The following is a 25,071-nucleotide window of genomic DNA, read 5'->3' as shown; positions in this document are numbered from 1 at the left end:
GCCCGCGCTCCGCGCGGTTGTTCCGGGGGCTACGCCCCCTGGTCCCCCGCAACGCGGCTCCGCCGCGTTGGTCCTCAAACGCCGGACGGGCTGAACTTTCGCGCCCGCGCTGGATTTTCGGCGCGAGCCACAAAATCCCGCGAGCTATGCAATCCAGCCCGGCCCGGCACTCTCCAGCCCGTCCGGCGATTGAGGACGAGCGGCGAAGCCGCGACAAGGGGGTCCGGGGGCGGAGCCCCCGAAACGGGGTCTGGGGCGCAGCCCCAGGGCACCGCGCGTCAGCGCGGTCGCGGGGTCCGGGGGGCTTGCCCCCGGAGGAAACGGTGAAAGGGCGGGACCGGGGCACTCGCACCCTCACCCCCAACCACCACCCCGCCGCAGCGACTTCCTCAGCAGCCAGAAAAAGAAAGGACTCCCGACCAGCGCCGTCAGCACCCCCAGCGGCAGCTCCGCCGGCTGCGCGACGGTCCGCGCCGCCAGATCCGCGGCGACCAGTACCACCGCACCCCCGAGCGCGCTCCCGGGGACGAGGAACCGATGCCCCGGTCCCGCCGCCATCCGCAGCAGATGCGGCACCAGCAGCCCGACAAAGCTGATCACCCCGGCCACCGCGACCGCCGCCGCGGTCAGCAGCGAGACCACCAGTACCAGCACCAGCCGCAACCGCTCCACATCCACGCCCAGATGACGCGCGGAGCGTTCCCCGAGCGCCAGCAGGTCCAGCTTCCGTGCGTACAGCGGCGCGACCGCCAGTCCCGCGAGCGCGCAGGGCAGTACGGCCAGCACCTTCGGCCACGTGGCCTGCGCCAGCGAGCCCAGTTGCCAGAAGGCGATCTGCGAGATCTGCGCGTTGTCCGCGACGAAGACGCCCAGGCCGATGAGCGCCATCCCAAGGGCGTTCGCGGCGATGCCGGTGAGCAGGAGCGTCACCACCTCCGTACGCCCGCCCGACCGCGACAGCACATAGACCAGCAGGACGGTCACCAGCCCGCCCGCGAACGCACAAGCGCTGACGGTCCAGTTGCCGAAGAAGGTCAGCCCCAGTGCGATCGAGGTCACCGCACCCACCGCCGCGCCCATGGAGACACCGACGACACTGGGCTCGGCGAGCGGATTGCCGAACACCCCCTGCATGAGCGCGCCCGCGCACCCCAGTGAGGAGCCGACCAGCAACGCCAGTGCCACGCGCGGCAGTCGGACGTCCCACAGCACGCTCTCGGCGACCCGGTCCAGCTCCGCCCCGCCCAGCCCCGCCCGGTGCAGCAGCGAGTCCACCACGTCGCCGAGCGGGATGTGATAGGCGCCCAGGCCCGCCGAGAGCAGACAGAGCAGGACGAGGGCGGCGGTCATGCCGCAGGTCAGCAGGGCGGTGGTACGCCAACGCCACGGCGCCGCCGCCTCGTTCGTCACCTCGTTCGTCACCGCGCTCACGGGTGGATCTGCCTGACGAGCGAGGCGAGCACCGCATCCGTGCGCGGGCCGTAGTTGAGCAGGACCCCGTCGTCGACCGAGGCCACCCGGCGGTCCATGCCCGCCGGAGTCTGGGCGACGCCCGGGACCTTCAGCAGACCGTCTACGCCGCCCACCGACTCCAGCCCCTTCGTCATCACCAGGATGACGTCCGGCGCCGCCTTGGCGAGGGCCTCGCTGGTGATCGGGGTGAAGTCCTTGGTCAGCCCCGACTCCTTGCCCGCGTCCACCCCGCCCGCCGCCTCGATCAGGGACGAGGCGCCGGAGCCGGCCCCGCCGAGCAGATAGACGGACGCCGAACCGCGCATATAGAGGAAGGCGACGCGCGGCTTCCTGCCGCCGCCCCCCTTCGGAACGCCCTGCTCCGCCTTCTTGAGGCGCTCCTCGGTCCGCTTGCGCAGTTCGGTCCCCGCGGCGCGTACGCCGAGTGCGGTGGCGATGCGGTCGATGCGCGGCCCGACGTCGGCGAGTTGCTTCGGCGGGTCCAGCACCAGCACCGGGATCCCGGCCTTGCGGATCTGGTCGATGGCCTCGGCCGGTCCGGTCGTGGTGTCGGCGAGGACGACGGTGGGCTTGAGCGAGAGCACGCTCTCGGCCGAGACATCGTGGGCACGGGTGACCACGGGCAGCTTCTCCGCCTGGTCGAACGTGGCGGTGATGTCGCGGGCGACGACATGGCCGCCGAGGCCGAGCGTGAAGACGATCTCGGAGACGGAACCGGTCAGCGGGACGATCCGGTCGGCGCTGCGCACGGTGACGTCATGCCCGTCGGACGACCGTACGGTGACGGGGAGTTGAGGTGCCGGGCGCGTGCCGGTGAGCGGCTCGACGCGGTCGGTGTGCGCGGTTTCCGTTGTCCCGCCCGACGGCGAATCCTTTCCGCACCCGGTGAGGGCGAGGGAGAGGGCGAGCAGGGCGGCGGCGATACCGAGCGTGCGTGGTGGTTGCTGCACGGTCCTGCCTTTCCGTGGGGACGGGTGTACGACCTGACGGTGGATAGCTTAGGTTAGCCTTACCTAAATAGCCACGCCGGGTGTGTCCCGCGGGAAAGGTTCTCGATGTCGCCGTACAGATCTGCCCGCGCGACCGTCGCCGTATTCCTCGTGTTCCTCGTGGCGCTCTGCGCGGCTCTGCTGCCGTCCGCGACGGCGCATGCCGCGGAGGAGGCCCGGGAGGTGTCGGGCGGGCGGCTGGACTGGGGAATCAAGTCCTCGTTCCAGAGCTATGTCACCGGCCCGATCGCGCAGGGCAGTTGGGAACTCCTGGGCGGTGCCGCGACGGTGGGGAGCAGCCAGTTCCGCTTCCACTCCGCCAAGGGCACGTATGAACCGGACACCGGCGCGTTCGAGGCCGGCTTCTCCGGCGGCGTGCACTTCACGGGCCATCGCAAGCCGGACGGTACCCATGAGCTGGACCTGACGGTCAGCAGGCCCACAGTCCGCATCCGGGGTACGGGCGGCACTCTTCTCGCCGACATGGTCAGCAAGGCGAAGGGGACGGGCGAGGTCACGACTCGCTCCCAGGTCCCCCTCGCGGCGCTCGACCTGTCCGGGGTGAACCTGCGCGGCGGCGGAACGGCCGTGAATCTCACGGGCGTTCCGTCGAAGCTGACGCAGGAGGGTGCCGCCGCGTTCGCGGGCTACTACCAGGCGGGGACGCAGCTGGACCCGCTGAACCTGTCCGCGGACATCGTCACGGGCGGCGCCAAGCCGTCCCCCTCGGCCGCCGCTCCGGCCGGAAAACCCGCCGACAAGGGCGAGTTCACCGGTGCGGCCGTGGACTGGGGCGTACGGCGGACGTTCCGCGAGTACGTCACCGGCTCCATCGCCCGCGGCTCATGGCAGCTGGGCGACGGTGCCCGGGAGGGCGGCGCCCTCTTCCGCTTCCCGGGTGGCAAGGGCGCGTACGAGGACGGCGGCGCGGCCCTCGACGCGTCGTTCGCCGGAACCCTCCGCTTCACCGGCAAGGACCTCGATCTCGCCCTGGGCGCGGTCAAGGTGGCGGTGAAGGACCGTACGGGCACGCTGTCGGCGGACGTCACGCGCGACGGGGCACCGGCCGGGCGGAACGTGCCCCTGATCACCTTCGACGCCTCCGGCCTGCGGCAGAAGGACAGCCTGGCCTCCGTGACCGAGGCCCCGGCCAAGCTGACGGCCCAGGGCGCGAAGGCCTTCGGCGGCCTGTACCAGGAGGGCGCGGCGATGGACCCGGTCTCGCTCGCCGTACCGCTCGACGGCCGGGCGCAGCTGCCGCCGCTGCCGGACGTGGGGCACGAGCCGACGGCGACGCCGTCCGCGTCCTCTGGCGACGGGTCCTCCTCCCTGCCCCTGATCGCCGGTGTCACGGCCGGAGCGGCGGCTGTCGCCGCTGCCTACGTCCTGCTGCGCAGGCGTCGTAAGCGCACCTCCAAATCCCCCTCTTCCTCCTAAGGAGACCCACGACCATGGCCGTAACCCCCAGGCCGCTGACCCTCGTTGCCGCAGTCGCCACGGTGGCCGCCCTCGGCGCCACCGTGCTCACCTTGCCCGCCCACGCGGCCGACGCAAAGCCGCCGGCGAAGATCGACCTCAAGGACGGCACGCTGACGTGGGGCATCAAGCAGTCCTTCCGTGACTACGTCACCGGCTTCTCGGGCGGCAAGGTCCAGGTCGCGGACGGCGCCAAGCAGGCCGCCAAGAACGGTGCCTTCACCTTCACCGGCGGCAAGGGCACCTACGACCTGTCGAAGCACGCCGTCTCCACCACCTTCAAGGGCAGCGTCCGCTTCCTCGGCCACAAGGACGCGAAGGGCCGCTGGGAGCTGGACCTCAAGTTCACCGACCTCAAGGTCCTGACGACCGGCAAGACCGGCCGGATCACCGCCGACGTCACCGCCGGGGGCAAGACGCGCAATGACATCACGGTCGCCACGCTGGACCTGTCGAAGGTCAAGCCGGGCGGCGGCGCGGGCGGCGCGATGACGTTCCCCGCCATCCCGGCGAAGCTGACGGCGGACGGCGCGAAGGCGTTCAGCTACCAGGGCCGGGAGTTCTACAAGGCGGGCACGACCCTTGACCCGGCCACCCTCTCTGTCAAGCAGGGCAAGTCGGTTCCGGCAAAGCCGAAGCCCAAGCCGACGCCGACGCCGAAGAAGGCTGTGGCGGCACCCGTGGCCGTCCCCGCGAACAAGCCTCAGGGCACCGCCGCCAGGCCTGTCGCGGACGGCACGGTGTACGGCGGGAGCCTCGACTGGGGCGTACGCGAGTCGTTCCGCGCGTACGTCACCACTGGCTTCGGGGCAGGCAAGATCGAGGTCAACGACGGCGCGCAGAACGTCGCCGGCGGCTTCCGGTTCGGCAAGGGCAGCGGTACGTACGACCCCGCGGCCTCGGCACTCGACGCCACGTTCAACGGCTCGGTGCACTTCCTCGGCCACAAGAAGGGCGACGGCTGGGAACTCGACCTGAAGTTTTCCGGCTTCAGGGTCCGTACGGACGCCAACGGCGGCACCCTCCTCGCGACTGCCGCCTACGGTGGCCAGGCCGCCAAGGAGATCCCGCTGGCGAAGCTGAAGCTCACCAAGGACTCCCTCAAGGCCAAGGACGGTGTCGTCACCCTCAACGCCGTACCCGCCACGCTGACGGACGAGGGCGCGAAGGCGTTCAGCTACCAGGGCCGCTCGTTCTACAAGCCGGGCGATGCCATGGACCCGGTGACCGCCCGCATCACGGTGGACAAGAGCGCGAAGCTGCCGGGCGGCGCGGGTGCTTCCAAGTCTGATGGCATCACCAACTCGTCGGCGGACAGCGGTGATGCGAAGCCGGACAGCGGCGCCAAGGGCGGCATGACCGGCACCGACGACACCCTCGCCCAGACCGGCTCCGACACCCCCACCGCCCCCCTCGCGGGCGGCGCCGCCGCGCTCGTCCTGGCGGGCGGCGCGGCGGTCTACGGCGCCCGTCGCCGCTCGGGCAACGCCCGGGGCTGAGTGCACGTGCGCCCGCCGCCATCCGTGGCGGCGGGCGTTGTGCTGTCCGGCCGGCTCAGCTGAAGGCCGAGGCGCAGGTGGTGGGCGTCGCGTGTGCCGGGTCGAGCGCGTTGGCCACCTCATGGAAGGCGATGCGGTCGATCGTGCCGATCGCGGCGTGCTCGGATATGTCCACCTTGCACAGGTCCTGGAGCACCACGTTGCGTGTGTCGGGGCCCGAGAAGAACTGGGACTTGTAGGGCGTGACGACCTCGTCGTACTTGCTCACGATGGCCGTGTACTTCACGCCGGGCACGGTGTCGCCGTTGGCGTTCAGCTTCTTCATGAACGCGGAACCCGCGATCTGCTCCTCCGCTCCGGGAGTCAGCTTCGAGAGCGTGTTACGCACACCGGGGATGCCGTCGATCAGGCGGTTCAGCCCCGAGACGGTCGTGCCGTGGTGGGAAGGGGCCATGCCCACAAGCTGGTTGACCTTGTCGGCGCCGCCCAGGAACTGGAGGTAGTAGCGCGGCAGGGCGCCGCCGCCCTGGGAGTGGCCGACCAGGTCCACCTTCTCCGCTCCGGTCGACTGCCGGACCTTGTCGACGAAGGCGGACAGCTGCTCGGCCGACTTCTCTATCGGCCCTATCCCGTTGATGAGCGGCACGCCGGGCAGCTGGCCGTAGTCCAGGGAGTAGACGCAGTAGCCGCGCTTGGTCAGGTAGGGGGCCAGGACGAGCCAGTTGTCCCAGGAGTTCGCGAAGGTGCCGTGCATGAGGACGACAGGGCGCGGGTGGCTGCTGGAGGGCTTGCAGGACCAGTTGTTCCAGCCGCTGGTGACGGCCTTGCTCTCGGCCCCGGCGGCCGGCGCCGCCGACGCGGAGGCGGTACCGGCCGTCAGGGTCAGCGCGAGCGCCGAGACAACACCAGCCAAAATGCGGATATGTCTTCTGAATGCAGACATAGCGATACCTCGCAGGTGGGGTGGGGGGTTGTGGTGTCACTTCACCGAGGTGTTCCAGTCCGGGGACTGTGCCGGAATCCTTGCACAAATACCGGGAACAACAACCCTGGAGCGGGAACCAATTTTCGGGAGAATCCGTTTTCCCTGTGCGCCAACAATCGCGAGATAGCCGAAGTGCCTTTGTCCGGGCAGTAGTTGAGTGGATCCGCCGAATGGTCGGCCGGGATATTCTGCGGTTATTCCGAATTCCCTTGCGGTAAACCCGCACCGCTTTGCGGTGAACCCGCAATTTCCCGCCGAGCGGATCGGTGAGGCCGTGGCCGTCACGTCGCGACCCTGTCACACCTCTGCCCCGGGCATCCCCAGGTGCATGACACTGCCTCAGACTAGGTGTGCTCAGACGTCTCTTCCGAATCCAAGGAGACCCGCACCATGGCTGTCATACGACGCCCGCTGGTTCTCGCCGCGGCCCTGGCCACGGCGACAACCCTTGGCGCCACGGCCCTTACCCTGCCCGCCTATGCGGCTGGTCCCGGGCAGGAGGCGGCGCCCGGTGGGCCGCCGAAGATAGAGCTCAAGGACGCCACACTGACGTGGGGGGTGAAGCAGTCGTTCCGCGACGATGTCACCAGCCAGGTCGCCGATGGCGCCAAGCAGGCCGCCAAGAACGGCGTCTTCACCTTCTCCGGAGGCAAGGGCACCTACGACCCGTCCCAGCAGCACGCCGCGGCCACCGCCTTCAAGGGCAGTGTCCGCTTCCTCAGCCGCCCCAACGAGGACGGCACCCGGGCGCTGGACCTCAAGCTGGCCAACCTCAAGCTCGCGACCAAGGAGAAGAAGGAGAAGACCGGCACCATCACCGCCGACGTCACGGCGGACGGCAAGACGCGCAAGGACGTCCCGCTCGCCGAGGCCGACCTGTCGAAGGTCAAGCCGGGCGGTGGCGCGAAGGGTGCGATGACCCTCGTCGGCATCCCGGTGAAGCTGACGGAGGACGGCGCCAAGACGTTCGTCCAGCACCAGGACGGCAAGGACGTCGCGCTCTACAAGGCGGGCGACCAGCTCGACGCGGCCACGCTCTCGGTGCGCATGGGTGCCGTCCCGCAGAAGCCCGCCGACCCGGCTGACCCGGCTGACCCGGCCGTCCCTTCCGGCAAGACCGACAAGTCCGCGACGACCACCGGCAAGACCGGTGACCCCAAGACGAACGAGGAGCCCTCGACCACGACTTCGTCCTCCTCTCCCACGCCCGAGCTCCCGACTTCGTCCGAGGCCCCGGCCACCGGTAGCCCCGCCAGCCAGGGTGCCGTCTACGACGGGAACCTGGACTGGGGCGTGGCGAAGGCGTTCCACGGCTACAAGGCCGAGGTCTCCGGGGGCGCCCAGAAGTCCGGTGACGGCTACCGCTTCATCAAGGGCCAGAGCAACACGTACGACGCTTCCACCTCCCACCTTGTCGCGAACTTCGAGGGCACGGTCCACTTGACCGATCCCAAGGGCAAGTTGGACGTGACCATCAGCAAGCTGAAGCTCGAGGTGACCGGCACCACCGGCACCTTGTCGGCCACCGTCTCGTCGAAGAAGGGCGTGAATGTCGTTGGGCCGCTGGCGACTTTGACGCTGTCGGCCGATGCCCTCACCGCGAAGGACGGTGTTGTCACACTGTCCGCCGTCCCGGCGAAGCCGACCGGCGAGGCTGTCAGGGCGTTCGGCGGCGTGATCAAGGACACCGACCAGCTCGACCCCATCACCGCCGTGGTCACCGTGGACCAGAACGCCAAGCTCCCCGGCGACAACTCGGACTCGTCCAACAACGACTCCACCACCCCCGCCGACGGCGCCACCCCCGCGCCCACCGACACCGCCCCCGCCGACGACGGCTCCCTCGCCCACACCGGCGCGGACTCCTCTACCGGCCCCCTCCTGGGCGGAGCGGCAGCGCTCGTTCTCGCGGGCGGCGCGGCGGTCTACGCCACGCGCCGTCACGGCTCCCGGCGCTGACGCCCTGCGCCCCGTGCCCGCCCCCCCCGTCGGCGGGCACGGGGCCCGGCGGTTCAGGCCGCGGCCGCCGTCACGCGACGCAGGCCGATGAACTCGGCCTCCGCGAACGCCGCGACCACCAACACGCCGACGCACATGAAGCCGATGCCCAGACCCGTGAGCGGCATCGCATCGCTGAACGTGAGCAACAGCAGCGCCACGCACGACAGCGCATTGCCGACGACCACGGACGCGGCCAGGCGCGGCGGGATCTGCGGGTAGCCCGCGATCAGGCCCAGGGCCGCCGCTCCGCCCAGCATGGCGATGCCGAACGGGACGGACCAGTTGACCGGCAGGCCGAGCGGGCCGCTGAGCAACTTGCCGCAGGAGAGCAGGAAGACGCCGAAGGCGGCCGTACCCCAGCTGTCGATGCGCAGGGCGGTGCGCAGCAGGCGCGATGCGTCCTGGGTCGCGGGGCGTGGGGTGGTCAGGGTCGCAGTGCTCATGCCGGTCTCCTCGCTCGGTGTCGCTGAGACGGTCGCACCGGGGAGGGCACGGGCTCAATGACCTCGGAGGTCATGGTCCGGGTCCGGTACGGCTGGTTATCCTCCCCGCATGGATGCGAAACAGCCGTCGCGGGTGGGGATCCTGATACGGGAGTGGCGGCAGCGCCGGAGGCTCAGCCAACTGGAGCTCTCCCACCGGGCGGACACCTCCGCACGGCACCTGTCCTGCGTCGAGACCGGCCGCGCCCGCCCGAGCCGCACCATGGTGCTGCGCCTGTGCACGGCGCTGGAGGTTCCCCTGCGTGAGCGCAACTCCCTCCTCCTTGCTGCCGGTTACGCCCCGGCGTACCGGGAGAGCAGCCTGGACGACGCGTCCATGGCGTTGGTCCGTACGGCGCTCGACACCATGCTGGCCGCGCATGAGCCGTACCCCGCGGTCGTGGTCGACCGGCGCTGGAATGTGCTGAACGTCAACCGGGCCATGACCGTGTTCATGGACGACGTACCGCCGCACCTGTTCGCACCGCAGCCGAACGTGTACCGGCTGACCCTGCACCCCGAGGGGCTGGCGTCACGGATGGTGCGCTTCGGTGAGGTGCGGGAGCGTTTCCTCGAGCGGCTGCTCGGCCAGGTGAACGCGACGGGGGACGAGGAACTCCGGGCGCTGTACGAGGAAGTGAGCCGGTACCCGGTGCCTCCGGGGGGCGTGGACGATGACACCGCCCCGGAGGTACTGCCGAGTCCTGTGGAGCTGGCGCTCAAGTTCCGTACCCCGTACGGCGATCTGTCCATGTTCAGCACCGTCGCCACTTTCGGTGCGCCGGCCGATGTGACGCTGTCGGAGCTGGCGATCGAATTCTTCTATCCGCTCGACGAGTTCACCACCAAAGTTCTCCGTGAGCTGGCCTGATGGGGGCCTGATTGAATACGCGGATGACCGATATCGACGTACTCAGCGTCTTCGCGGGCCCGGACGGCGAGGGCGGCAACCTCCTCGGCGTCGTGCGCGACGGCGCGTCCGTGCCCGGCGCCGAGGCGCGGGCGGCGCTCGCCGCCGAACTGGGCTTCAGCGAGACCGTGTTCGTCGACGACGCCGGGCGCGGCGTCGTCGACATCTGGACGCCGAGCGTCCGCCTGCCCTTCGCCGGGCATCCGCTGATCGGCGTGGCCTGGCTGCTCGGCGACGCCGGGGTGCTGCGGCCGCCCGCGGGCGAGGTGGCGGTGCGCAGGGACGGGGAGCTGGTGTGGATCCGTGCCCGGGCGCAGTGGGCGGCGGGGCGCCGTACGGAGCAGTACGCCTCCCCGGCGGAGGTCGACGCACTGCCCGCCCCGCCGGAGGGCGAGGGGTGGCTGTACGCGTGGGCGTGGCAGGACGAGAGCGCGGGCCTTGTACGGGCCCGGGCCTTTCCCCGGCGGGGTGACGGCATCGCCGAGGACGAGGCGACGGGCGCCGCCGCCCTCGTGCTCACCGGCGAGCTGGGCCGTGCGCTGGACATCCGTCAGGGCAGGGCGTCCCGGATCCTGACCCGCCCGCACCCCGACGGAACGGTCGAGGTGGGCGGACGGGTGAAAGTCAGCCCGTCCGGCGATTGAGGACACGTGGCGGAGCCGCGTCCGGGGTCCGGGGCGGAGCCCCGAAGCGGCCACGGCGGGACGAGAGGGGCGGGCCTTCCCAGCGGAGCTAAGCGCTGAGCGGGAACTCCTCGCCGAGCTCCCGGAACATCGCCGTGTTGAGCGCGAAAGCGCGCTTGCACTCGGTGATGACCTGCTGCTTCTCCAGGTCGTCGATCGGCAGCGCGTCCAGCAGCGTGCGGTAGTGGCGCTTGAAGGCGGCCGGGTTGCCGATGGCCTCGAAGACGTAGAAGCGGACGCCGTCTCCCTTGCGGGCGAAGCCCCACGTCTTCTCGGCCGTGCCGCGGATGGCCTGGCCGCCGGAGAGGTCGCCCAGGTAGCGCGTGTAGTGGTGGGCGACATAGCCGGCGGGCCAGGTGCGGGCGCACTCCTCGATACGGGCCGCGTACCGCTCCGTCGCGGGCAGAGGGGCGAGCTCCGCGCGCCAGCCGGAGCCGCCCAGGTGGGCGAGGTCGCGCTCCAGCTGGGCGGTGCGGGCCAGTTCGGGCTGGATGAACGGACCGGCGACCGGATCGGACGCGAGACCGGCGGCGGCCTTCTCCAACGCCTCGTAGACGAACCAGAGTTGCTCGGTGTAGCGGCGGAAGGCGCTGACGCCGAGCCTGCCGCCGAGCATGTCGCTCATGAACGACGAGTTCTCGGCCTCGGTGTGCTGTTCGTGCGAAGCCGTACGGATGAGCGTGGAGAACGGCGTCGAGGCGGACGAGTCCAAGGCGGACCTCCGTGGCGAGGGGCGACGAGGGGCGGTGGGCACCGATTCTCTATGGTTAGGCTTACCTAAGTCAACTGGTTCCCGACGTGCTGTCGGTAAAAGCCTACCGCCCGGGCCCCGATCACGGCAGGGTGAGGATGTCCGCTCCCGTCTCCGTCACCACCAGGGTGTGCTCGAACTGCGCCGTCCGCTTGCGGTCCTTGGTGACGACCGTCCAGCCGTCGTCCCACATGTCGTATTCGTGCGTCCCCAGCGTGAGCATCGGCTCGATGGTGAACGTCATGCCGGGCTGGATGAGGGTGTCGTGGTGCGGGCTGTCGTAGTGCGGGACGATCAGGCCGGAGTGGAACGACGAGTTGATCCCGTGGCCCGTGAAGTCGCGCACGACGCCGTAGCCGAAGCGCTTGGCGTAGGACTCGATCACCCGGCCGATGATGTTGATCCGGCGGCCCGGCTTGACCGCCTTGATGGCCCGGCCCAGCGCCTCGCGCGTCCGCTCCACCAGCAGCCGCGACTCCTCGTCCACGTCACCGCACAGATAGGTGGCGTTGTTGTCGCCGTGCACACCGCCGATGTAGGCGGTCACGTCGAGATTGACGATGTCGCCGTCGCGCAGCACGGTCGAATCGGGGATGCCGTGGCAGATCACCTCGTTGACCGAGGAGCACAGCGACTTGGGGAAGCCGCGGTAGCCGAGCGTCGACGGGTAGGCGCCGTGGTCGCACATGTATTCGTGCGCGACCCGGTCCAGCTCGTCCGTCGTCACGCCCGGAGCGATGAGCTTGGCGGCCTCCTCCATCGCCTGCGCGGCGATGCGGCCCGCGACGCGCATGCGCTCGATCGTTTCGGCGTCCTGCACCTCGGGGCCGGTGTAGGGGGTCGGGGCCTCCTTGCCCACGTACTCGGGCCGCGGGATGGAGAAGGGGACGGAGCGGGCGGGGGAGAGTCTCCCCGGTACGAGAAGCGACTGGCCAGACATGTCTGCGAGTGTAGTCAGCGCCCATCGGGGACCATGAGGGCGAGAGACCACGGGTGCGAGGAGGCGGGCGATGGCGCTGTTCAGGCGGCGGCGGGAAGCCGGGAAACCGGGGGAGTGGTACTGGTGCCTGGAGCACCGGACGGTCGAGGAGGGCCCCGAGTGCCGGGCCGCCGACCGCCTCGGCCCGTACGGGACGCGGGAGGAGGCGGGCCACGCGGTGGAGAGCGTGCGGGAGCGGGAGGAGGAATGGCGGGAGGACCCGAAGTGGAAGGACGGGGCGGAGTAGCAGCCCGCTCACCAGCGGTCCGGCGGCGGTGCCGTCAGGCGGTCCGCGAGCCGGGAGAGCCGGTCGTGGAAGCGGCGCCCCCGCCCGCCGGACGGCGCCCGCTCTCCCGCGGCGGCGCTCACCAGGTGCTGGACGGTGTCGAAGTCCAGCACCGACGCGGCGGGCACGGTCAGCGCGTCATGCGCGAGCGAGCGCAGCTCCTGCCCCGTACGGCCCGGGGCGCCGTCGAGCGCGAGCACCCTCGCCCCGGTGCGCCGGACGTCGTGCACCCGCTCGAGCAGCTCCGCCCCTCCCCGCGCCGGCGCGGTCCCGGCCACCACCAGCAGCGTCTCCCCGCGCCGGGCCGCCTCGAGCCGGCCGAGCCCGACCGACAGATGCGCCGGGGCGCCGGGCGGCACCCGGTGCCGGACGAGCGTGGGGGAGAGCTCCGGCAGCCCGGACCAGAGGGCCTCGTCGTCCAGGTGCGCGGCCAGGTGCCAGGGCTCGTACTCCGCCGTGCCGACGAGCAGCAGCCCCCCGCCGTGCGCCCCGACCGACTCCCGCAGCGCCCCCGCGAACCGGCGCGTGGCCTGCAACCACTCCGTCCCGGCGAGCACTTCGCGCAGCAGCGCGACGCGTTCGGCGTCCATGGGAAGTCATCCTGCCGCACGGGCCCCGGGCGGCGACCGGGTCGCGGTACGGCTCACCCGTGTGCGTGACAGTATCGCTGGCATGACTACTTCTGCTGACACAACAAAGGCCCCGGCAAAGGACCCTTGGGACCTTCCCGACGTTTCCGGCCTGGTGGTCGGCGTGCTCGGCGGCACCGGCGACCAGGGCCGCGGTCTCGCCTACCGGCTGGCGAAGGCGGGCCAGCGCGTGATCATCGGTTCGCGGGCCGAGGAGCGGGCGCACGCCGCCGCGGCCGAGCTGGGCCTGGGCGTCGAGGGCGCGGACAACGCCGCGTGCGCCCGCCGCAGCGACATCGTGATCGTCGCCGTTCCCTGGGAGGGCCACGCCAAGACCCTCGAGGCGCTGCGCGAGGACCTCGCCGGGAAGCTGGTGATCGACTGCGTCAACCCGCTCGGCTTCGACAAGCAGGGCGCCTACGCCATCCGGCCCGAGGAGGGCAGCGCGGCCCAGCAGGCCGCCGCCCTGCTGCCGGAGTCCCGCGTCACCGCCGCCTTCCACCACCTGTCCGCGGTGCTGCTCTCCGACCCGGAGGTCGGGGAGATCGACACCGATGTGATGGTGCTCGGCGAGAAGCGGGCCGACACGGACCTCGTCCAGGCCCTGGCCGGCCGCATCCCCGGCATGCGCGGCGTCTTCGCCGGGCGGCTGCGCAACGCCCACCAGGTGGAGTCGCTCGTCGCCAACCTGATCTCGGTCAACCGCCGCTACAAGGCGCACGCCGGGCTGCGCGTCACCGACGTGTGACCGCAGCGGGCCCGGCGAGGGGCATGGGGGACAATGGCCGGGATCGTACGCACCCGTCCCGTGTCGTATATGCCGTCCGACAGGAGCCGCCTCCCATGCCCCGCCTCGCTCTCTTCGCCACCGCCGTCTGCCTTCTCGCGGTGGCGGCGGCCACCGTCTCCTTCGTGCGGGGCAGCTGGCTGGGCGTCGTGTGGATCCTGCTCGCCGGCGTCTCGTCCAACATGGCCTGGTACTACGTGCGCAAGGCCCGGGCCGACCGCGCGGCCGTCAGCGAATGACTCAGCGGATGACGAGGTAGTTGCCGATCTCGTCCGGCGTGGGCACATGCTCCGGTGTGCTCCAGAAGCGGAACAGCTCGCGGCCCCAGTAGGTGTCCCAGTCGCTGACGCCCAGGGCCCGCAGCACCGCGTCGATCACGTCGAAGAAAGCGCCGTTGACCTCCGGGATCCACAGGAAGCCGAAGACCGCGAGCAGGCCGAACGGCGCGAACGGCTCGACCTGCCGCCGCACCTTGAGCGGCAGCCACGGCTCGATCACCCCGTAGCCGTCCAGGCCCGGCACCGGCAGGAAGTTCAGGATCGCCGCCGAGACCTGCAGCAGCGCCATGAACCCCAGCGCGTAACGGAAGTTCGCCGGCACGCCGTCCAGCGCGTCCAGCCAGAACGGCGCGGTGCAGACGACCGCGAACAGGACGTTCGTCAGTGGGCCCGCCGCCGAGATCAGGCTGTGCCGCCACCGGCCGCGGATGCGGTGGTGCTCGATGAACACCGCACCGCCCGGCAGACCGATCCCGCCCATGATCACGAAGATCACCGGCAGCACGATGCTCAGCACCGCGTGCGTGTAGGCGAGCGGGTTGAGGGTCAGATAGCCCTTCGAGCCGATCGAGATGTCCCCGCCGTGCAGGGCGGTGCGCGCGTGCGCGTACTCGTGCAGGCAGAGCGAGACGATCCAGCCGGAGACGATGAACAGGAACACGGCGAAGCCGGGGCTCGCCGAAAAGCCCGTCCACACCGCCCAGATGGAGACCGCCATGATGGCGACGAGGGCGAGGAAGACGGTACTCACGCGCCGCTCGCCGCGGGCCGCGTCGGATGTCATCGGTGTGTGCTCCTGGCTCGTATTGCGTAGGGGTTCCGGCCGACGGTACTTGGTCGCCGAGGGGGCGGCGCAACCTCAGGGGAGAATGGACAGGTGCGCTACGGCATCCTCGGTACCACCCAGGCCCATGCCGCCGACGGCGAATCCCTCGCCCCCGGCGGTCCCCGGCTGCGCGCGCTCCTGGCCGCGCTCGCCCTGCACCCCGGACGGAACGTGACCGTGGAGGCGCTCACCGGCGAGGTCTGGGGCGACGAGCCCCCCGCCGACGCGGCCGGTGCCCTGCAGGCGCTCGTCGCCCGGCTGAGGCGCGCCCTCGGCCGGGACGCCATCGCCTCCGCGCCCGGCGGCTACCGCCTGTGCGCCGAACTCGACGACGTGGACCTGTACCGCTTCAAGCGGCTCGCCGGGGAGGGCGCGAGAGCGCTCGCCGACGGCGACCCCGCCAAGGCCTCCACGCTGCTCGACGACGCCCTCGCCCTGTGGCGCGGCCCCGCCCTCGCCGACCTGCCCGACCGCGCCGCCCACGCCGCCCGCCTCGACGCCGCCCGCCTCGACGCACGCCGCGACCGCCTCGCCGCCGCCGTCGCCCTCGGCGACGCCGACCGCATCCTGCCCGAGCTCACCGGGCTGTGCACCGACCACCCGCTCGACGAGCCCCTGCACGCCCTGCGCCTGCGCGCCCTCGCCGCGGCGGGCCGGCCCGCCGAAGCGCTCGCCGCGTACGAGGAGATACGCGCGACACTCGCCGGGCGCCTGGGCACCGACCCCGGGCCCGAGCTGCGCGCCCTGCACGCCGGGCTGCTGGCCCCCGCCCCGGCCCCCGAGCCCCGCCCCGCGCCGACCGCCGCCCCCGCGGCCTCCGCCGCCCGGCGGGGCAACCTGCGGGCCCGGCTCACCTCGTTCGTCGGGCGGGAGGAGGAGCTGGCCCGCATCCGCGAGGACCTCGCCGCGCACCGGCTCGTCACCCTGCTCGGCCCCGGCGGGGCCGGCAAGACGCGGCTCTCGCAGGAGGCCGCCGGGGCGGCGGCCGGCGGAGCCTGGCCGGACGGCGTCTGGTTCGCCGAGCTCGCGCCCGTCGACGACGCGGACACCGTGCCCGAGGCGGTGCTCACCGCGCTGGGCGCCCGCACGACCGTGGTGCGCGGCACCACGGCGGAGAGCCTGCGCGCCGCCACCGACGTCACCGCCCTGGACCCGCTCGCGCAGCTGGCCGAACACTGCGCCCCGCGCCGCATGCTGCTCGTCCTCGACAACTGCGAGCACCTCGTCGACGCCGCCGCCCACCTCGCCGAGACGCTGCTCTCCCACTGCCCCGGCGTCACCGTGCTCGCCACCAGCCGCGAACCCCTCGCCGTTCCGGGCGAGTTGGTACGGCCGGTCGAGCCGCTGCCCGACCCGGTCGCCCTGCGGCTGCTCGCCGACCGCGGCGCCGTCGCCCGGCCCGGCTTCCGCATCGACGACGACCCCGAGGCCTGCGCCGAGATCTGTCGCCGCCTGGACGGCCTGCCGCTCGCCATCGAACTCGCCGCCGCCCGGCTGCGCTCGCTCACCCCGCGCGGCCTCGCCGACCGCCTCGACGACCGCTTCCGCCTCCTCACCTCCGGCAGCCGCACCGTGCTGCCCCGCCAGCAGACGCTGCGCGCGGTCGTCGACTGGTCCTGGGACCTGCTCGACGACGCCGAACGCGCCGTGCTGCGCCGCCTGTCCGTCTTCGCCGGCGGCTGCGACCTGGCCGCCGCCGAGGAGGTGTGCGCGGACGGCACCACCGGACCCGGCACGGTGGACGCGAGAGACGCCGCGGCACTCGTCGGCTCGCTCGTCGACAAGTCCCTCGTGGTGGCCGACCCCGACGACGGCGGCGGGATGCGCTACCGGCTGCTGGAGACCGTGGCGGAGTACGCCGGCGAGCGGCTGGACGAGGCCGGTGAACGGGCCGGCACCGAGCGGCGCCACCTGGTGCACTACCGCGAACTGGCCCGTACGGCCGACCCGTTGCTGCGCGGGCCGGAGCAGGGGCGGTGGCTGGCGCGGCTGGAGCGGGAGCACGACAACATGCGGGCCGCCCTGCGGCACGCGGTCGCCGCGCGGGACGAGCAGGAGGGGCTGTGCCTCGTGCTGTCCCTGAGCTGGTTCTGGGGGCTGCGGGGCCGGCGCGTCGACGCCCGCGCCTGGTCGCAGGCTGTGTCCGAGCTGGGCCCGGACCCCTTCGCGGAGCCCGTCGCACCCGCTCCCGTGCTCTACGAGGGGTGCGTCGACGCCCCGCCGCCGATGCGGCCCGAGCTCCTCGAGGAGGCCCGCCGGGGGGTGTACATGGTCTGGGTCACGAGTGCCGAGACCGACATGCGGCTGTTCTCCGAGCCGGAGATGCAGCAGAGGATGCGGGCCGTACGCGACGCCTATGGCCACCTGCCGCCGCAGAGCTGCCGGAATCCGGCCATGATGTGGATCTTCACGAGCATGTTCCTCGGCGAATTCGAGCGGCTTCCGGGCGACCTCGACAGGACGGTGGAGATCTGCCGCGACCTCGGCTGGACCTGGGAACTGGCCTTCCACCTCCAGCAGCGCGCCAAGATCTGCAATGAGATACCCGGCAGGGCCGAGCAGGGGGGCAGGGACGCGGACGAGAGCCTCGAGCTCTTCCGCCGTATCGGCGACGCCTGGGGAGTGGCCGAGGCCCTGGCCGGGCGCGGCGAAAGCCGCGAGCGGCGCGGCGAGTTCGCGGCGGCGGCCGAGGACTACCGGGCCGCCGTCGACAGCGCCCGGGCCGTGGGGGCGAATGCCCAGGTGCCGATGCTGAAGTCCCGGCTGGCCGAAATGCTCGTGGAGTCGGGGGCCATCGGCATCGCCGAGAGCGAGCGGATGCTCCGCGAGGCTGCCGAGGAGGCCCAAGGGCTCAGCACGGAGGGCGACTTCATCGTCCGGTGCACCCTCGCCATCCATCTGGGCCGGGCCGGGCAGTACCAGGAGGCGAGGGAGGCGCTCCGCGACCTCCGGCAGGAGTTCGAGAGCCGCTCCATTCCGCTGTTCCAGGGCATGATGCTCGGGCTGCTCGGCTGGCTGGACGTCATCGAGGGCAGGCCGGAGGAGGCGCTGCCCAAGGTGCGCGAGGCGCTGGCCCTGTCCGACGACCCGCTGACGGTCTTCGTCGCCCGGCACCTGCCTGCCATGCAGCTGATGGAGGGCGCCTTCGCCCATGCCGAAATCGGCGGTGAGCAGCATGCGTTGACGGCGGCCCGGCTGATAGGCGCCGCGCAGGTCCTGCGGCCGGACACCATCGCCGAGCAGTCGCTCGAGCGGGGGATCCGGGAGCGGACGGAGGCCGCCACCCGTGCCGCCCTCGGCGCCGAGGCGTACGAGCGGGCGTGCGCCGAGGGCGCCGGTCTCTCCCCCATGGAGGCCGCCGCCCTCGTCTGACGCGCACGGGCATCCCGGCAACGTCAGGTCTTCTTGCGGAACTTGGCGACCGCGAGCGGTGCTATCACGGCCGTCATGGCCACCGACCAGGCCAGCGTCATCCACACCGAGTGGGCCACGGGGCCGCCGTTGATGAGGTTGCGGGAGGCATCGGCGAGGTTGGCCAGCGGGTTGTACTTCGCGAAGGCCTCCAGCCAGCCCGGCATGGTGCGGGTGGGCGCGAAGATGGAGCTGGCGAACTGGAGCGGCATCAGGATGAGCATGGCGACTCCCTGCACGGCCTGGGCCGTCTTCATGGTCAGGCCGAGCAGGATGAAGATCCACATCAGGGACGCCCCGAAGAGCACGCCGAGGCCCACGGCGGCGGCCAGTTCGCCCACCGAGGTCTTGATCTCCAGACCCAGGGCGAAGCCCATGCCGAGCTGGATGGCCACGGCCACGAGCATCCGGCCGATCTCCACCACGATCTTCGCTATGAGCACCGAGGACCGGGCGATCGGCATGGTCCGGAAGCGGTCCATCACGCCCTTGCGGAAGTCCTCGTTGACGCCGGTGCCCACGGCCATGGCGATGTTCAGCCCGGTCATCGACAGCAGGCCGGGCACCAGGTAGTTGACGTAGTCGTCGCGGTGGCCCGGGAACATCGCGCCGCCGAAGACGTACACGAACATCAGGGTGAAGATGATCGGCATCAGCACGGCGTCGAACATCGACTCCGGATCCGCCTTGATCTGCAGCATGTTGCGGCGCGCGAGCGCCCCGATGTGCCGCAGGTTGGACCGCAGGCCGATCCGGCCCTCGCCGGAACCGGCGCGCGCGGGTGCGCTGATCGTCGCGGTCGTCATGCCGCGGCCTCCTGGAGTTCGTGGGTGTGCTCGTCCGCCGCGGAGGCCTTCTGTCCGGTGACGGCCAGGAAGACCTCGTCGAGGCTGGGCAGATGGGTGCTGATGCCGGCGATGGCGAAGCCCCGCTCGGCCAGCAGGCCGATCACGGCGGTCAGTTGCGCGTCGCTGACGATCGGCACGTTCACCAGGCCCTCGGCCTCGTCCGCCGTGGCCCCGGCGATGCCGTCCAGCCCGGCCTGCGCCACCGCGCCGATCATGCGCGGCAGTTCGGCGGGGTCCGCCGGGCGGATCTGCAGGGTGCGCCCGCCGACCTTCGTCTTCAGCTCATCGACCCGGCCGCCCGCGATCACCCGGCCCCGGTCGATGACGACCAGCTCGCCCGCGAGCTGCTCGGCCTCCTCCATGTACTGCGTGGTGAGCAGGACGGTGGCGCCCTCGCGGACCATCCGCTGGACCTCGGCCCACACCTCGTTGCGCGTGCGGGGGTCGAGGCCGGTGGTGGGCTCGTCGAGATAGAGCACCGCGGGCCGGCCGATCATGGAGGCGGCCAGGTCGAGACGGCGGCGCATGCCGCCGGAGTACGTCGCCGCGGGCCGCTTGGCGGCCTCGGTGAGCGAGAAGCGCTCCAGCATCTCGTCGGCCCGCTGCCGGGAGTCCTTGCGGGAGAGGTCGAGCAACCGGCCGATCATGTAGAGGTTCTCACGGCCGGAGAGCTTCTCGTCGACCGAGGCGTACTGCCCGGTGAGCCCGATCACCCGGCGCAGCTGCCGGGGCTGGCGCACCACGTCGTACCCGGCGACGCGGGCGGTGCCGGAATCCGGGCGGAGCAGGGTGGACAGGACCCGCACCAGGGTCGTCTTGCCGGCGCCGTTGGGGCCGAGGACACCGAGGACGGTGCCCTCGGCCACCTCCAGGTCGACCCCGTCCAGGGCCTTGGTCGAGCCGAAGTGCTTGACCAGGCCCCGGACTTGGACTGCGGCGCCGCCGCTGTCGGGGATGTCGTTTCGCGTCATGCCCCCAGGCTGACAGCAGCCACTGACAACGCACCGACGGCCACCGGCGGTCCGCCGACAAGTCGCCGACAGACCGCTGACACGGCTAGTGGAAGGCGTGCTCCGGCGCCGGGTACGCGCCGTCGACGACCTCTTCGGCGAAGCTCTTCGCCGCGCCGCCGAGGACCTCGCGCAGCTGCGCGTACTGCTTGACGAAGCGCGGCAGGCGGCCGCTCGTCATGCCGGCCATGTCGGTCCACACCAGGACCTGCGCGTCGCAGTCCGCGCCCGCGCCGATGCCGACGGTCGGGATGTGCAGGATGCGGGTGACCTCGGCGGCCAGCTCGGCCGGGACGAGCTCCAGCACCACCGCGAAGGCGCCCGCGTCCTGGACGGCCTTGGCGTCGCGCAGCAGCTGCTGGGCCGCCTCCTCGCCCCTGCCCTGCACCGGGTAGCCGCCGTAGGCGTTGACGGACTGCGGGGTGAGGCCGATGTGCGCCATGACCGGGATGCCGGACTGCACCAGCAGCTCGATCTGGTGGGCGGAGCGCTCGCCGCCCTCCAGCTTGACCGCGCCGACGCCCGCCTCCTTCACCAGCCGCGTGGCGCTGCGCAGTGCCTGCACCGCGCCTTCCTGGTACGCCCCGAAGGGCAGGTCGGCGACGACCAGGGCGCGCTTGGTGCCCCGGACGACGGCGGCCGAGAGGATCGTGATCTCGTCCATGGTGACCGGCACCGTGGACTCGTAGCCGAGATGGCAGTTGCCCATCGAGTCCCCGACGAGGAGGACGGGGATGCCGGACTCGTCGAAGACGGAGGCGGTCATCGCGTCGTAGGCGGTGAGCATGGGCCACTTCTCGCCGCGCTGCTTGGCGGCGGCGATGTCGCGGACGGTGATGCGCCGGGAGCTGGTCCCGCCGTACAGCGCCTTGCTGCTGTCGGGGGTTTTCGCGGCATGCGTCATTGCTCTGGCTCCTGTTGATGTCGTCTCGAGGCGCCCTGACGGCGTCCCCGGATCACCTCCATGCTGACACGCGCCGCGGGGGCGGGGAAGTCGCGGGGGAGGGGGAAGTCACCCCTTAATCGTCTGATCGTAAAAACTTTTCGATACGAAACGGTTCCGTATCGGAATCCCCCTAGGCTGGGGGCCATGAGTGCCCCGTCCGTTCCCGCGTCCACCCGACAAGTGCCCGAGGCCGTGCACAGACGGCGGTGGGCGATCCTCACCGTGCTGCTGTTCAGCCTGCTCGTCGTCGTCCTCGACAACTCGATCCTCAACGTGGCGATGAAGACGATCGCCTCACCCGCCCCCACGGGCCTCGGCGCCACCCAGAGCCAGCTGGAGTGGGCGATCAACTCCTACACGCTGGTCTTCGCCGGGATCCTGTTCACCGCCGGACTCCTCGGCGACCGCCTCGGCCGCAAGAAGATCCTGCTCTTCGGCATGACGGTGTTCGGGATCGGATCCGTGCTCTCCGCGCTGGCCGGCTCGCCCGGTGAACTCATCGCGTTCCGCGCGGTGATGGGCTTCGGCGGCGCGTTCGTGATGCCCGCGACGCTCGCCATCATCATGAACGTCTTCGAGCGCGAGGAGCAGCCCAAGGCGATAGGCATCTGGGCCGGGGCGGTCGGACTCGCCATCGCCATCGGCCCGATCACCGGCGGCGTCCTGCTCGACCACTTCTGGTGGGGCTCGGTCTTCCTCGTCAACGTCCCGATCGTGATCGCCGGACTGATCGCGATGGTGACGCTCGTCCCCGACTCCAAGGACCCCCGGCCCGGCCGCCTCGACCCCGTCGGCGTGCTGCTGTCCGTCGTCGGGCTCGTGCTGCTGGTGTACGGCATCATCAAGGGCGGCCAGCTCGCCGACTTCACCGACCCCGAGGTCGTCGGCACGGTCGGCGGCGGCCTGCTGGTCCTGGTGCTGTTCGTCCTCTACGAGCGGCGCAGCAGCCATCCGGCCATCGACGTACGGTACTTCCGCAACCCGGCCTTCTCCGCCGCGGTCTCCTCCATCGCGCTCGTCTTCTTCGCGCTGATGGGCGTGACCTTCTTCATGGTCTTCTACACCCAGAGCGTGCGCGGCTACACGCCGCTGCAGAGCGGCCTGCTGCTGCTCCCGCTGGCGGCGGCCCAGATGGTGTTCGCGCCGCGCGCCCGGCTCGTCGTCGACCGGTTCGGCGCCCGGGCCGTGTGCGCCGTGGGCATGCTGATGGTCGCCGCCACCATGGCGGGCTTCCTGCTGCTCGAGCGGGACACCCCGATCTGGGTGCTGGAGGTGCTGTTCTTCCTCCAGGGCGCGGGCATGGCGCACATCATGCCGCCCGCCACCGTCTCGATCATGCAGTCCCTGCCGCGCGAGAAGGCCGGGTCCGGCTCCGCCGTGAACAACACCTTCCGGCAGGTCGGCGGGGCGCTCGGGGTCGCGGTGCTCGGCTCGGTGCTGTCCACCACCTACCGCGACGGCATCGCCGACCGGCTCGGCGCCGTCCCCGGCCTGACGGACGACGCCCGGCACACGGCCGGCGAGTCCATCGAGGCCACCCTCGGCCTGGTCGGGCGGCTCGGCGACAAGGGCAAGGCGCTCGCCGACCCGGCGACCGACGCGTTCCTCCACGCCATGCACGTCACCGCCCTGTGCGCCTCGGGCGTCGCGGTGCTGGGCGCGATCGTCGTCACCCTCTTCCTGCCCCGCCGCGGCGCCGGCACCGCACCGGCGGGCGCCCCGGGCGCGGGCGCGGAGCGTGAGCAGACGGGGGCCGGCGCATGACCGGGGCCGTCGCCCCGCAGCGCGGACGGCCCCGCAGCGCCGCCGTCGACTCCGCCGTCATCGAGGCCGTGCTGCGGCTCCTCGAGGAGGGCGTCACCATCGGCGAGCTGTCGATGGAGCGCATCGCGCGGGAGGCGGGCGTCGGCAAGGCCACCGTCTACCGGCGCTGGGACGGCAAGGAAGCCGTGATGCTCGACGTGCTGCGCTCCCTGGACGTGATGAAGGACCCCGACCCGCCGGGGCTCTCGGTCCGCGACGACCTCGTCCGCCTGCTGGAGTTCATGCGCCACCGGGTGCTGGCCAAGCGCTCGTCCGCCGTGCTGCGCACCGTGCTGGCGCAGGTCCGGGCGCATCCGAGGGTGTGGCAGGAGTACCACGACACGATCATCGCCGCGCGCCGGGAAGCGTTCTGCGCGGTGCTGCGGCGCGGCATGGCCGAGGGGGAGATCCGGCCCGGGCTGGATCCCGAGTTCCTCACGGACCTGCTGGTCAGCCCGATGCTGGCCCGCTCGGTGATCCACGACTGGAAGGAACTGCCCGAGGGGCTGTCCGAGGAGATCGTCGACACGGTGCTGGGCGGTGCGCGGGCGGTGCGCGGGCGGTGACCTGAGCGTCCTGATTGTGCTCGTTGTGTCACAGGACACCGTTATGGCCCGGTCGGCAGGAACCCTGCGCGGCCGGGCGTCCGTCCTCATCCGCGAGACCTGATGTGATTACGAACCGTCAGTGATGATCACCTATCGTCGGGTGATCGGTGACGGGACAGCGGACGATCAGTGAGGACAGCGGATGCCGCAGGCGTACATGGAGGAAACGGGCCGTGGGGGGACCGCCTCGGAGCGGACCGGCTCCGGGGCCCGGCGCTTCCTGAGCCGGTGGCAGGGCCCCGGCATCTGGCGGCGCGGGCTGGTCGTCGCGGCGTTCGCCGTTCTGCTCGGCCTGCTGATGCTGCTGCACGCGAGCATTCCCAACCGGGTGGGGAACCTCGGCAGCCTGGCCGAGACCTTCCTGCCGTGGTTCGGCCTCGGCATCCCGGTGCTGCTCGTGCTCGCGCTGGTGCGCCGCTCGGCCACCGCGCTGATCGCGCTGCTGCTGCCGGCCGTGGTCTGGGTCAACCTCTTCGGCGGGCTGCTGACCGGCAAGTCCGGCGGCGACGGTTCGGGCGGCAACTTCATGTTCGTCACCCATAACGTCAACGCCGAGAACCCGGATCCGACCGATACCGCTCGTTCCGTCGCCGCCTCCGGGGCGGACGTCGTGGCGCTGGAGGAGCTCAAGCCGGATGCCGTGCCGGTGTACGAGCGGGCGCTCGCCGGTACGTACAAGTACCACGCGGTGAAGGGCACGGTCGGGGTGTGGAGCAAGCATCCGCTGACGGACGTCCAGCCGGTCGACATCAAGATGGGGTGGACGCGGGCGCTGCGGGCGACCGTCGACACGGCGCAGGGGCCGGTGGCGGTGTACGTCGCGCATCTGCCGTCTGTGCGCGTGAAGTTCAACGCGGGCTTCACGGCGGGACAGCGCGACAACAGTGCTGCCGCGCTGGGGCGGGCGATCGCGGCCGAGCCGCTGAAGAAGGTCGTCCTGCTCGGCGACCTCAACGGCACGATGAACGACCGCTCGCTCGCACCGGTCACTTCGCAGCTGCGGTCCGCGCAGGGCGCGGCGGGCGACGGCTTCGGCTTCAGCTGGCCGGCGGACTTCCCGATGGCGAGGATCGACCAGATCATGGTGCGGGGGATGGAGCCGGTGGCGGCTTGGACGCTGCCGAAGACTGAGAGTGACCATTTGCCGGTGGGGGCGCGGGTGCGGCTGTAGTTGCCGCGGGTGCGCCGGTGGGGGAGATGTGCCCCGGCCCCGCCCTTTCACCGTTTCCCGGGGCCTCGCCCCGGACCCCGTTCAGGGGCTCCGCCCCTGGCCCCCGTTTCGGGGGCTTCGCCCCCGGACCCCCTTGTCGCGGCTCCGCCGCTCGGCCTCAAGCGCCGGCCGGGCTACAAGTCAGCCCGTCCGGCGCTTGAGGACAACCGCGCGAAGCGCGGTTCCGGGGGTCCGGGGGCT

At 71.6% G+C, this 25,071-nt stretch carries 23 protein-coding genes; 12 read left to right on the top strand and 11 right to left on the bottom strand.

The window, feature by feature from the left end:
• Positions 1–354 precede the first annotated feature (354 nt).
• Together ACV530_RS35810 and ACV530_RS35805 are read right to left on the bottom strand one after the other, a co-directional pair.
• Positions 355–1,431, bottom strand: a complete 1,077-nt coding sequence (locus tag ACV530_RS35810; RefSeq protein WP_494336906.1) for a FecCD family ABC transporter permease — start codon at positions 1,429–1,431, stop codon at positions 355–357.
• Positions 1,428–2,423: a heme/hemin ABC transporter substrate-binding protein gene (locus tag ACV530_RS35805; RefSeq protein WP_494336905.1), complete on the bottom strand. Its 996-nt coding sequence runs from the start codon at positions 2,421–2,423 to the stop codon at positions 1,428–1,430. The genes ACV530_RS35810 and ACV530_RS35805 overlap by 4 nt, the downstream gene beginning before the upstream one ends.
• Before the next feature lie 105 nt (positions 2,424–2,528).
• On the opposite strand from ACV530_RS35805, the gene ACV530_RS35800 reads away from it, so the two are divergent.
• Positions 2,529–3,899, top strand: a complete 1,371-nt coding sequence (locus tag ACV530_RS35800; protein WP_494336904.1) for an HtaA domain-containing protein — start codon at positions 2,529–2,531, stop codon at positions 3,897–3,899.
• A gap of 14 nt (positions 3,900–3,913) precedes the next feature.
• Positions 3,914–5,437 carry an HtaA domain-containing protein gene (locus tag ACV530_RS35795; protein WP_494336903.1) on the top strand — a complete coding sequence of 508 codons (1,524 nt, stop codon included), beginning with the start codon at positions 3,914–3,916 and terminating at the stop codon, positions 5,435–5,437.
• Positions 5,438–5,492: 55 nt separating this feature from the next.
• On the opposite strand, the gene ACV530_RS35790 is transcribed toward ACV530_RS35795, so the two are convergent.
• Positions 5,493–6,380 (bottom strand): esterase/lipase family protein, encoded by an 888-nt coding sequence (locus ACV530_RS35790; RefSeq protein WP_494336902.1) that lies wholly within the window; start codon positions 6,378–6,380, stop codon positions 5,493–5,495.
• 432 nt (positions 6,381–6,812) lie between these two features.
• Between ACV530_RS35790 and ACV530_RS35785 the strand changes: the two genes are divergently transcribed.
• A complete protein-coding gene (locus ACV530_RS35785; protein WP_494336901.1) occupies positions 6,813–8,381 on the top strand; it encodes an HtaA domain-containing protein in 1,569 nt (522 codons plus the stop codon).
• A gap of 53 nt (positions 8,382–8,434) precedes the next feature.
• On the opposite strand, the gene ACV530_RS35780 is transcribed toward ACV530_RS35785, so the two are convergent.
• Positions 8,435–8,866, bottom strand: a complete 432-nt coding sequence (locus tag ACV530_RS35780; RefSeq protein WP_494336900.1) for a hypothetical protein — start codon at positions 8,864–8,866, stop codon at positions 8,435–8,437.
• A gap of 109 nt (positions 8,867–8,975) precedes the next feature.
• Between ACV530_RS35780 and ACV530_RS35775 the strand changes: the two genes are divergently transcribed.
• Both ACV530_RS35775 and ACV530_RS35770 read left to right on the top strand, forming a co-directional pair.
• Positions 8,976–9,776, top strand: a complete 801-nt coding sequence (locus tag ACV530_RS35775) for a helix-turn-helix domain-containing protein (protein WP_494336899.1) — start codon at positions 8,976–8,978, stop codon at positions 9,774–9,776.
• A 23-nt stretch (positions 9,777–9,799) separates the two neighbouring features.
• On the top strand, positions 9,800–10,459 hold the full coding sequence (locus tag ACV530_RS35770) for a PhzF family phenazine biosynthesis protein (RefSeq protein WP_494336898.1): 660 nt from the start codon (positions 9,800–9,802) through the stop codon (positions 10,457–10,459).
• Between the two features lie 88 nt (positions 10,460–10,547).
• Here ACV530_RS35770 and ACV530_RS35765 read toward each other — a convergent pair whose 3' ends face one another.
• The gene (locus tag ACV530_RS35765) at positions 10,548–11,210 is read right to left on the bottom strand and encodes a biliverdin-producing heme oxygenase (RefSeq protein ID WP_494336897.1); all 663 of its coding nucleotides are present in this window, start codon (positions 11,208–11,210) and stop codon (positions 10,548–10,550) included.
• A gap of 121 nt (positions 11,211–11,331) precedes the next feature.
• Positions 11,332–12,189, bottom strand: a complete 858-nt coding sequence (gene map, locus ACV530_RS35760; protein WP_494336896.1) for a type I methionyl aminopeptidase — start codon at positions 12,187–12,189, stop codon at positions 11,332–11,334.
• Between the two features lie 70 nt (positions 12,190–12,259).
• On the opposite strand from map, the gene ACV530_RS35755 reads away from it, so the two are divergent.
• Entirely contained in the window at positions 12,260–12,475 is a 216-nt protein-coding gene (locus ACV530_RS35755) for a hypothetical protein (RefSeq protein WP_494336895.1), read from the top strand.
• An 8-nt stretch (positions 12,476–12,483) separates the two neighbouring features.
• Here the strand turns inward: ACV530_RS35755 and ACV530_RS35750 are convergent, their stop codons facing one another.
• Positions 12,484–13,104 carry a hypothetical protein gene (locus tag ACV530_RS35750; protein WP_494336894.1) on the bottom strand — a complete coding sequence of 207 codons (621 nt, stop codon included), beginning with the start codon at positions 13,102–13,104 and terminating at the stop codon, positions 12,484–12,486.
• Positions 13,105–13,186: 82 nt separating this feature from the next.
• On the opposite strand from ACV530_RS35750, the gene npdG reads away from it, so the two are divergent.
• Both npdG and ACV530_RS35740 read left to right on the top strand, forming a co-directional pair.
• Positions 13,187–13,891 (top strand): NADPH-dependent F420 reductase, encoded by a 705-nt coding sequence (gene npdG, locus ACV530_RS35745; protein WP_494336893.1) that lies wholly within the window; start codon positions 13,187–13,189, stop codon positions 13,889–13,891.
• 95 nt (positions 13,892–13,986) lie between these two features.
• On the top strand, positions 13,987–14,169 hold the full coding sequence (locus tag ACV530_RS35740) for a hypothetical protein (RefSeq protein WP_494336892.1): 183 nt from the start codon (positions 13,987–13,989) through the stop codon (positions 14,167–14,169).
• 1 nt (position 14,170) lies between these two features.
• On the opposite strand, the gene ACV530_RS35735 is transcribed toward ACV530_RS35740, so the two are convergent.
• Positions 14,171–14,992 carry a site-2 protease family protein gene (locus tag ACV530_RS35735; RefSeq protein WP_494336891.1) on the bottom strand — a complete coding sequence of 274 codons (822 nt, stop codon included), beginning with the start codon at positions 14,990–14,992 and terminating at the stop codon, positions 14,171–14,173.
• Between the two features lie 93 nt (positions 14,993–15,085).
• Here ACV530_RS35735 and ACV530_RS35730 point away from each other — a divergent pair, with 93 nt between their 5' ends.
• Complete coding sequence (locus tag ACV530_RS35730) at positions 15,086–18,406, top strand: ATP-binding protein (RefSeq protein ID WP_494336890.1); 3,321 nt, start codon at positions 15,086–15,088, stop codon at positions 18,404–18,406.
• Between the two features lie 23 nt (positions 18,407–18,429).
• Here the strand turns inward: ACV530_RS35730 and ACV530_RS35725 are convergent, their stop codons facing one another.
• The 3 genes from ACV530_RS35725 to panB form a co-directional block, all read right to left on the bottom strand.
• Positions 18,430–19,251, bottom strand: coding sequence for an ABC transporter permease (locus tag ACV530_RS35725; protein ID WP_494336889.1), 822 nt, complete (start codon positions 19,249–19,251; stop codon positions 18,430–18,432).
• Positions 19,248–20,264, bottom strand: a complete 1,017-nt coding sequence (locus ACV530_RS35720; protein ID WP_494336888.1) for an ATP-binding cassette domain-containing protein — start codon at positions 20,262–20,264, stop codon at positions 19,248–19,250. Before ACV530_RS35720 ends, ACV530_RS35725 begins: the two co-directional genes overlap by 4 nt.
• 85 nt (positions 20,265–20,349) lie before the next feature.
• Entirely contained in the window at positions 20,350–21,207 is an 858-nt protein-coding gene (gene panB / locus ACV530_RS35715; RefSeq protein ID WP_494336887.1) for a 3-methyl-2-oxobutanoate hydroxymethyltransferase, read from the bottom strand.
• Positions 21,208–21,393: 186 nt separating this feature from the next.
• On the opposite strand from panB, the gene ACV530_RS35710 reads away from it, so the two are divergent.
• The 3 genes from ACV530_RS35710 (at position 21,394) to ACV530_RS35700 (ending at position 24,831) form a co-directional block, all read left to right on the top strand.
• The gene (locus ACV530_RS35710) at positions 21,394–23,013 is read left to right on the top strand and encodes an MFS transporter (RefSeq protein WP_494336886.1); all 1,620 of its coding nucleotides are present in this window, start codon (positions 21,394–21,396) and stop codon (positions 23,011–23,013) included.
• On the top strand, positions 23,010–23,618 hold the full coding sequence (locus ACV530_RS35705) for a TetR/AcrR family transcriptional regulator (RefSeq protein ID WP_494336885.1): 609 nt from the start codon (positions 23,010–23,012) through the stop codon (positions 23,616–23,618). Before ACV530_RS35710 ends, ACV530_RS35705 begins: the two co-directional genes overlap by 4 nt.
• A 184-nt stretch (positions 23,619–23,802) precedes the next feature.
• Entirely contained in the window at positions 23,803–24,831 is a 1,029-nt protein-coding gene (locus ACV530_RS35700) for an endonuclease/exonuclease/phosphatase family protein (RefSeq protein WP_494336884.1), read from the top strand.
• Positions 24,832–25,071: the final 240 nt, after the last annotated feature.

This window comes from Streptomyces sp. SX-6 (genome assembly GCF_059089585.1).
This window is presented reverse-complemented; position numbering and strand designations above follow the sequence as displayed.

Coding starts and splice junctions, on each gene's coding strand:
- ACV530_RS35800 (WP_494336904.1), top strand. CDS start 2,529: ATGTCGCCGTACAGATCTGCCCGCGCGACCGTCGCCGTATTCCTCGTG.
- ACV530_RS35795 (WP_494336903.1), top strand. CDS start 3,914: ATGGCCGTAACCCCCAGGCCGCTGACCCTCGTTGCCGCAGTCGCCACG.
- ACV530_RS35790 (WP_494336902.1), bottom strand. CDS start 6,380: ATGTCTGCATTCAGAAGACATATCCGCATTTTGGCTGGTGTTGTCTCG.
- ACV530_RS35785 (WP_494336901.1), top strand. CDS start 6,813: ATGGCTGTCATACGACGCCCGCTGGTTCTCGCCGCGGCCCTGGCCACG.
- ACV530_RS35780 (WP_494336900.1), bottom strand. CDS start 8,866: ATGAGCACTGCGACCCTGACCACCCCACGCCCCGCGACCCAGGACGCA.
- ACV530_RS35775 (WP_494336899.1), top strand. CDS start 8,976: ATGGATGCGAAACAGCCGTCGCGGGTGGGGATCCTGATACGGGAGTGG.
- ACV530_RS35770 (WP_494336898.1), top strand. CDS start 9,800: ATGACCGATATCGACGTACTCAGCGTCTTCGCGGGCCCGGACGGCGAG.
- map (WP_494336896.1), bottom strand. CDS start 12,189: ATGTCTGGCCAGTCGCTTCTCGTACCGGGGAGACTCTCCCCCGCCCGC.
- ACV530_RS35755 (WP_494336895.1), top strand. CDS start 12,260: ATGGCGCTGTTCAGGCGGCGGCGGGAAGCCGGGAAACCGGGGGAGTGG.
- ACV530_RS35750 (WP_494336894.1), bottom strand. CDS start 13,104: ATGGACGCCGAACGCGTCGCGCTGCTGCGCGAAGTGCTCGCCGGGACG.
- npdG (WP_494336893.1), top strand. CDS start 13,187: ATGACTACTTCTGCTGACACAACAAAGGCCCCGGCAAAGGACCCTTGG.
- ACV530_RS35740 (WP_494336892.1), top strand. CDS start 13,987: ATGCCCCGCCTCGCTCTCTTCGCCACCGCCGTCTGCCTTCTCGCGGTG.
- ACV530_RS35735 (WP_494336891.1), bottom strand. CDS start 14,992: ATGACATCCGACGCGGCCCGCGGCGAGCGGCGCGTGAGTACCGTCTTC.
- ACV530_RS35725 (WP_494336889.1), bottom strand. CDS start 19,251: ATGACGACCGCGACGATCAGCGCACCCGCGCGCGCCGGTTCCGGCGAG.
- ACV530_RS35720 (WP_494336888.1), bottom strand. CDS start 20,264: ATGACGCGAAACGACATCCCCGACAGCGGCGGCGCCGCAGTCCAAGTC.
- panB (WP_494336887.1), bottom strand. CDS start 21,207: ATGACGCATGCCGCGAAAACCCCCGACAGCAGCAAGGCGCTGTACGGC.
- ACV530_RS35710 (WP_494336886.1), top strand. CDS start 21,394: ATGAGTGCCCCGTCCGTTCCCGCGTCCACCCGACAAGTGCCCGAGGCC.
- ACV530_RS35705 (WP_494336885.1), top strand. CDS start 23,010: ATGACCGGGGCCGTCGCCCCGCAGCGCGGACGGCCCCGCAGCGCCGCC.
- ACV530_RS35700 (WP_494336884.1), top strand. CDS start 23,803: ATGCCGCAGGCGTACATGGAGGAAACGGGCCGTGGGGGGACCGCCTCG.